Raw genomic sequence first — 6340 nt, forward strand, 5'->3', positions numbered from 1 at the left:
GCGCTGGGCTATGACATCGAGGTGATGCTGCGGGTGACGCTGGAAAAGACCCATCCGCGCGCCTTCGACGAGTTTCTCGCCGGCGCCCGCGAGGTGCCCGAGGTGACCGAGATCCAGACCTTCCTCGGCTCGGTCGACATCCGCCTCGTGGTGATCGCCCGCGATCTGGCGCATTACCAGGCGCTCTACCGCGAGAAGCTGCTCACCCTGCCGCACATCGCCGATATCGAGGGGCTGATGCATGTCTCGCTGGTGAAATCCGACGAAACGGTGCCGCTGTGAGCGCGCTGGAGGATCTCGACGAGATCGACCGCGCCCTGATCCGGGCGCTGGCTGAGGATTCCAATGCCAGCGCCGGGGCGCTCGGGCGCCGGCTGGGCCTGTCGCAGCCGGCCTGCTGGCGCCGCATCCAGCGGCTGCGGGCGGCGGGGGTGTTTCGCGGCGCGCGGCTCGATCTCGATCTCGAGCGGCTGGGCTTCGGGGTGACGGTGTTTCTCGGCATCAAGCTCGCCACCAAGGGGCGGGTGAGCCTCGAGGATTTCGAGCGCGCGGTGCGGGCGATCCCGGAGGTGCAGGTGGTCGACCACGTGCTGGGGGCGTTCGACTACCGCCTGCGCGTGGTGGCGCGCGACCTGCCGGATTTCGAGCGCGTGCTACGGCGGCGCATCATGACGCTGCCGGGCGTCGGCAATGTCGAGGCCAACGTGATGCTGAGCGAGGAGCGCCGCCCAGGCCCGGTCTGAGCGCCCGGAACGGCGGGACGGCGCTCGCCTGCGGCAATCGCCCCGCCCGCCGTCCCATGAATGCCGCCCTTCGGAGGCGTTGCGTTTGCCGCGCGATGGGGTATCGAAGGGGGCAAACAGACAGGAGCTTGCCATGCCGCTGCGCGATGATGTCGATCCCAACGGGCTCGAGGAATTCTCGGTCGTCTTCACCGACCGCTCGCTGAACCACATGTCCGCCGACTTCCAGCAGGTCATGCGCGACATCTCGTCGATGCTGCGCGAGGTCTACGGCGCCGAGGGCGTGGCGCTGGTCCCCGGGGGCGGCACCTTCGGCATGGAGGCGGTGGCGCGCCAGTTCGGTCAGGGTGCAAAGGCGCTGGTGGTGCGCAACGGCTGGTTCTCGTTCCGCTGGTCGCAGATCTTCGACGCCGGGGGCTTCGGCGGCGAGGTCACGGTGATGAAGGCGCGCCAGACCGGCAACGAGCCCGTGGCCCCCTTCGCGCCCGCCCCGATCGAGGAGGTGGTCGCGGCGATCCGCCGCGAGGAACCGCAGATCGTCTTCGCGCCCCATGTCGAGACAAGCGCCGGCATCATCCTGCCCGACGATTACATCCAGGCGCTGGCGGAGGCCGCGCATGAGGTCGGCGCGCTGATGGTGCTCGACTGCATCGCCTCGGGCTGCGTCTGGGTCGACATGGCGGCCACCGGCGTCGACGTGCTGATCTCGGCGCCGCAGAAGGGCTGGTCGGCGACGCCCTGCGCCGGGCTGGTGATGCTGTCGCAGCGGGCGCTCGAGCGGATGGAGGAGACGGTTTCGAACTCCTTCGCCATGGACCTGAAGAAGTGGCGCGAGATCATGGCGGCCTACGAGGCCGGGGGCCATGCCTACCACGCCACCATGCCGACCGACGGGCTGAAGATGTTTCGCGACGCGATGATCGAGACGCGCGAGATGGGCTTCGATGCCGCCAAGGCCGCGCAATGGGAGCTGGGCGACAAGGTGCGCGCGATGCTGGCGTCGCGCGGCATCGCCTCGGTGGCGGCAGACGGGTTCGGTGCCCCGGGTGTCGTGGTGAGCTACACCGACGACCCCGAGATCAAGACCGGTCGCGCCTTCGCCGCAAAGGGCGCCCAGATCGCCGCCGGCGTTCCGCTGCAATGCGACGAGCCCGCCGGGTTCTCGACCTTCCGGCTTGGGCTCTTCGGGCTCGACAAGCTGGCGGATGTCGACGGAACCGTGGCGCGTCTGGAGGCGGTGCTCGATCAGGTGGTCTGACCGGGTCTTTTGTCAAATGGGAGGGGGCCAGCCCCCTCTTGGCGCAAGCGCCAATTCACCCCCGAGGTATTTGAAAACCAGAGAAGACAAGAGCGCGGCGCAACTGTCTTCTCTTCGTAAAAAATACTCCCGCCGGAGGCAGGCCTGCGCGTCGGGCAATGCAAACTCTGGAATCGGCGTGAGACCCGTCCGGCGCTTGCGAGGACGCCCGTCAGGGCGGAGGAGCGGCGCCTGCGTCAGTCCCGCGTGCCGAGGCCCAACTGCATGAGCGTCCGCCGCACCGGCGCGATGCCATAAAGCGAATCGAGCGCCCTGGCGCGGGCGTCGCGCAGCGGCGGGGCCGAGAGCATCGAGGTGCGATTGAGCAGCGTGATGCCGGCGACGCGGGCGCGGATGTCGAGGATGCGCCGACGATGATAGGTCTCGAGCATTCTCTGGTCGCCAAGCCGGTCCGGCGCATGCGTGGCCAGGTCATACAGAGTGCGCAGGTCGTTGAGCGACATGTTGAGCCCCTGCGCCCCGATCGGAGGCACCACATGCGCCGCCTCGGCCACGAGGGCCAGGCGCTCGCCGCAGAGCCGGTCTGCATGCTGGGCGATGATCGGCCAGAGCGTGCGCTGAGAGGCCAGTTTCAGCGGGCCGAGAATATGACAGGAGCGCTCAGACATCGCCGCTTCGAGATCCGAGGTCTCGAGCTTGAACAGCGCTTCGGCGCTCGGCCCCTCTTCCATCCAGACCACCGCCGAAGACGGCACGCCGTCGAGATCGGGCAGCGGCACCAGGGTGAACGGGCCGCCGGTGCGGTGGATCTCGGTCGAGACATTGCCGTGCGGGATTGGATGGGTCACCGCGAAGGCCAGCGCCTTCTGGCCGAACCGCGTGGTCCTGACGCCGATCCCGGCGGCCCGCCGCATCGGCGAGTTGCGCCCGTCGGCGGCGATCACCAGTCGCACCGTGGCGTGGCTGCCGTCCGAAAGCCCCACGCGGGCATGGGCCTCGCGGGTGAAGAGGGTGGTGGTGCCGGTGCCGGGGCGGAAATCGACAGTCTCCATTTCATGCAGATGCGCCGACATCTCGCGGCGCAGGAGCCAGTTGGGCAGGTTCCAGCCGAACGGGCGTTCCGAGATCTCCTCGGCGTCGAAATCGCGCGTGACGCGCGGCTCGGGACGTTCGCCGCCGGCGTCGATGATACGCATCACCTGCAGCGGCATGGCATGGCCCTCCAGCCGCGCCCAGAGACCGCACAAATCGAGGAAATCCCGTGCCGGCTGCAGGAAGGCGGTGGTGCGCAGGTCGGCGCCCGCGGCTTCGCGGTCGGTGACCGGTGGCGCCGGGTCGACGCAGAGCACCGAGAACCCGGCGGAACCGAACGCGGCGGCCGCGGTCAGTCCCGCGATGCCGCCGCCCGAGATGAGAATGTCGTAATCCATGACCGCGCTCCTTTGCCCCTCTATCTAGGGCAGGCGCGGCCCGGATGCCATGCGGCTTACTTGCCGATGGTGATCAGCAGGATCGCGGCGTAGCAGACCGGCACGCAGGCCAGCGCCGACATCGCCAGGCCCACGGCGCCCCAGGTGACGGTGGCGGCGATCACCAGCGCGAGAAACACCGCGACGCCGGCAAAGAGCTTGGCCTCGATGCTCATGCCGCCCGAGCGGGCCTCGGTGGCGGTGGCAAGGGCGGTGTCGGCGGCGTTGGTCATGGTCATGCAGGGATCTCCTTGAAGTGTTGCGGCACGGTCGTGCGCGACGACCGGTCCGCACCGGAGATAAAGATGCAGGCCGCGGGTATCATCTGTCAGAATTGCCGCAGGCACGAAATGTCGCAGCCGGTGCTGCCGCTTAGCGCAGCCCGCGCAGGAAGGCGGCGAGATCGTCGGTGTGGTGCTGGATGTGATCGCCCTCGGCGCGCTCGGGGGCCACGTGCACGGTGCGCATGCCCATGGCATGCGGCGCGGTGAGGTTGCGGGGGTCGTCCTCGAACATCGCCGCCTGCGCCGGATCGGTGCCGTCGAGGGCAAAGACGGTGCGGAAGGCGCCTTCCTCGGGCTTCGGGCGGTAGCCGGCGTGCTCGACGCCGTAGATCGCATCGAACGCCGCATCCAGCCCGCGCGCCTGCAGCACCTGCGCCGCATAGGGGGCGCTGCCGTTGGTATAGACGATCTTGCGCCCGGGCAACTCGGCGATCAGCTCGGCGAGATGCGGATCGGGGGTGAGTGCGTCGAAGGCGATGTCGTGCACTTCCTCGAGATAGGCGTCGGGATCGATGTGATGCTCGGCCATCAGCCCTGCCAGCGTGGTGCCATGCAGGCGCCAGTAGGTCTTGCGCAGGGCATCGGCCTCGCCATGGTCGGCGCCGGTGACGCGCATGACGAAATCGGTCATCTTGCGCTCGATCTGGTCGAAGAGCCGCGCGGCCGGCGGGTAGAGCGTATTGTCGAGGTCGAAGACCCAGTGACGCACGTGAGAGAAATGCTGTTTCACCATGGCCGCGACCCTAGTCGCGCGCGCGATCCGCGGCAATGGGCGCATTGATCCCGGCGGCGTGATGGCGCTATCGTCGCGGGATCGCCCGAGGAGACATCGATGAACCAGATCCGCACCCCGAACAAGGACGCCTATACGCTGATCCTCGAGGCAATCGATTCAGGGGTTTACCGCCCCGGAGACCGTCTGGTCGAGAGCGAGCTGGCCGAGCGTTTCGGGGTCTCGCGCACGCCGATCCGCGAGGCGCTGCAGCGGCTCGAGACGCAGTCGCTGCTGGCCCGTGACGGGCGCTCGCTGATCGTGGCGTCGCTCGATCACAACCAGATGGCCGAGCTCTACGTGGTGCGCACCGAGCTCGAGGGGCTGGCGGCGCGGCTGGCGGCGCGCCATGCCACCGAGGAAGAGATCCAGGTGCTGCGCGACATGGTGAGCGAGGACCGGGCGCTGCTCGACGATCCGTCGGCGCTGGCCCGCGCCAACCGGCGCTTTCACAAGATGATCCACCTCGCCTCGCACAACCGCTTCCTGGTGCAGCAGCTCGACCTCGTGCATCGGTCGATGGCGCTGATGGCCACCACCTCGCTGGCGGCGCAGGGCCGGGGCGAGATCGCGCTGGCCGAGCACAAGGCCATCGTCGATGCGATCTCGCGGCGCGATGAAGATGCCGCCTACAAGGCGCTGCGCGACCACATCTCGGTGGCCTTCGTGACGCGCCTGAAGCTCGACAGCCACAAGATCGACTGAGCCCGCCTCACGGGGGGCGCTCCGGCAGGTCGGCGCCGTCGTGATCGGGGGCGGAGTGGCCATGCATGGTCTTGTCCCAGTAGAACGGCCGCGCGATCATCTCGAAGAGGGCCTTGTAGATCGCCACCGTTGCGAGCGGGAAGTACAGGAACAGCGAGGGGATCCAGGGCAGCAGGCCGGAATGCGGACTGCGCGCCACCGCCACCACGCTGACCAGAAGCGACACCGCCTCGGCCCCGAGAAAGCCGCCGAAGAGCAGGCGCAGCTGCTCCTCCGGGACGACTGACAGCGCCTCGGGCCGCCAGCCGGCAAGCAACAGCCAGAAGCTCCAGAGCACGGGCGCGAGCAGGAATTGCAGGATCGTGGTCAGGAACAGCACCTGCATCCCGAGGAAGCGCCAGGGCCCGAGATCGCGCAGCAGAGCGAGCGGGTCGCGGGAATGCACCAGCCAGGTGATCATGTAGCCCTTGAGCCAGCGCGAGCGCTGCCGGATCCACGGCCAGGTGCGGTTGTTGGCCTCCTCGCGGGTGACCACCGGCAAAAGCTCGGTGACATAGCCGAAGCGGGCGAGGCGGATGCCGAGATCGGCGTCCTCGGTGACGTTATGCGCGTCCCAGCCTCCGACCCGCTCCAGCGCCTCGCGGCGGAAGAACACCGTGGTGCCGCCGAGCGGGATGGCGAAGCCCAGTCGCGCGAACCCGGGCAGGACGAGGCGGAACCAGGTGGCGTATTCGATGGTGAAGCAGCGCGACAGCCAGTTGGCGCGCGGGTTGTAGAAATCGAGGATGCCCTGAAGGCAGGCGGTTTCGGGCGGCGCGCGGCTAAAATGGCCGACCACGTGCAACAGCTGGTCGGGGGCGGGGGAGTCCTCGGCGTCGTAGATGCCGAGGATTTCGCCCCGGGCAAAGGTCAGGCCGAAGTTCAGCGCCCGCGGCTTGGTGGTGATCGGCCCGGCGGGCACCTCGATGACCCGCACCCAGGGCGGCAGGCGGGTCGCGGCGAGCGCCGCCCGCGTCGTGGCGTCGCGGGCTTCCAGAAGCAGCAGCACCTCAAGCCGGTTGCGCGGGTAGTCGAGCCGGGCAAGCCGCCTGAGCAGCGCGCCCGCGATG

General features: G+C 68.7%; 8 protein-coding genes. 4 read left to right on the forward strand and 4 right to left on the reverse strand.

Features of this window, described 5'->3' with window-relative positions; translation table 11 throughout:
- From AC6RA4_RS22380 to AC6RA4_RS22390, 3 genes are all read left to right on the forward strand, one after another.
- On the forward strand, positions 1–282 hold a 282-nt coding region (locus AC6RA4_RS22380; RefSeq protein ID WP_500164070.1), incomplete at its 5' end, for an Lrp/AsnC family transcriptional regulator.
- 5 nt (positions 283–287) lie between these two features.
- Positions 288–743: an Lrp/AsnC family transcriptional regulator gene (locus AC6RA4_RS22385; protein WP_500164083.1), complete on the forward strand. Its 456-nt coding sequence runs from the start codon at positions 288–290 to the stop codon at positions 741–743.
- Positions 744–876: 133 nt separating this feature from the next.
- Positions 877–2001 carry an aminotransferase class V-fold PLP-dependent enzyme gene (locus tag AC6RA4_RS22390; RefSeq protein ID WP_500164072.1) on the forward strand — a complete coding sequence of 375 codons (1125 nt, stop codon included), beginning with the start codon at positions 877–879 and terminating at the stop codon, positions 1999–2001.
- 236 nt (positions 2002–2237) lie between these two features.
- Here AC6RA4_RS22390 and AC6RA4_RS22395 read toward each other — a convergent pair whose 3' ends face one another.
- The 3 genes from AC6RA4_RS22395 to AC6RA4_RS22405 all read right to left on the reverse strand — a co-directional run bounded on the left by AC6RA4_RS22395 (position 2238) and on the right by AC6RA4_RS22405 (position 4487).
- Complete coding sequence (locus tag AC6RA4_RS22395; RefSeq protein WP_500164074.1) at positions 2238–3431, reverse strand: UbiH/UbiF family hydroxylase; 1194 nt, start codon at positions 3429–3431, stop codon at positions 2238–2240.
- A 56-nt stretch (positions 3432–3487) separates the two neighbouring features.
- A complete protein-coding gene (locus AC6RA4_RS22400) occupies positions 3488–3709 on the reverse strand; it encodes a hypothetical protein (RefSeq protein WP_500164076.1) in 222 nt (73 codons plus the stop codon).
- Between the two features lie 133 nt (positions 3710–3842).
- Entirely contained in the window at positions 3843–4487 is a 645-nt protein-coding gene (locus AC6RA4_RS22405) for a pyrimidine 5'-nucleotidase (RefSeq protein ID WP_500164077.1), read from the reverse strand.
- A gap of 99 nt (positions 4488–4586) precedes the next feature.
- Between AC6RA4_RS22405 and AC6RA4_RS22410 the strand changes: the two genes are divergently transcribed.
- Positions 4587–5231 carry a GntR family transcriptional regulator gene (locus tag AC6RA4_RS22410; RefSeq protein WP_500164079.1) on the forward strand — a complete coding sequence of 215 codons (645 nt, stop codon included), beginning with the start codon at positions 4587–4589 and terminating at the stop codon, positions 5229–5231.
- Between the two features lie 7 nt (positions 5232–5238).
- Here the strand turns inward: AC6RA4_RS22410 and AC6RA4_RS22415 are convergent.
- Positions 5239–6340: glycosyltransferase family 2 protein (locus tag AC6RA4_RS22415; protein ID WP_500164081.1), on the reverse strand; the 1102-nt coding region annotated here is incomplete at its 5' end.

This window comes from Salipiger sp., assembly GCF_059781815.1.

What these genes read in the sequence shown, in the direction of transcription:
- AC6RA4_RS22395 (WP_500164074.1), bottom strand. Translation starts at nt 3,431, where the DNA reads ATGGATTACGACATTCTCATCTCGGGCGGCGGCATCGCGGGACTGACC.
- AC6RA4_RS22410 (WP_500164079.1), top strand. Translation starts at nt 4,587, where the DNA reads ATGAACCAGATCCGCACCCCGAACAAGGACGCCTATACGCTGATCCTC.
- AC6RA4_RS22390 (WP_500164072.1), top strand. Translation starts at nt 877, where the DNA reads ATGCCGCTGCGCGATGATGTCGATCCCAACGGGCTCGAGGAATTCTCG.
- AC6RA4_RS22405 (WP_500164077.1), bottom strand. Translation starts at nt 4,487, where the DNA reads ATGGTGAAACAGCATTTCTCTCACGTGCGTCACTGGGTCTTCGACCTC.
- AC6RA4_RS22400 (WP_500164076.1), bottom strand. Translation starts at nt 3,709, where the DNA reads ATGACCATGACCAACGCCGCCGACACCGCCCTTGCCACCGCCACCGAG.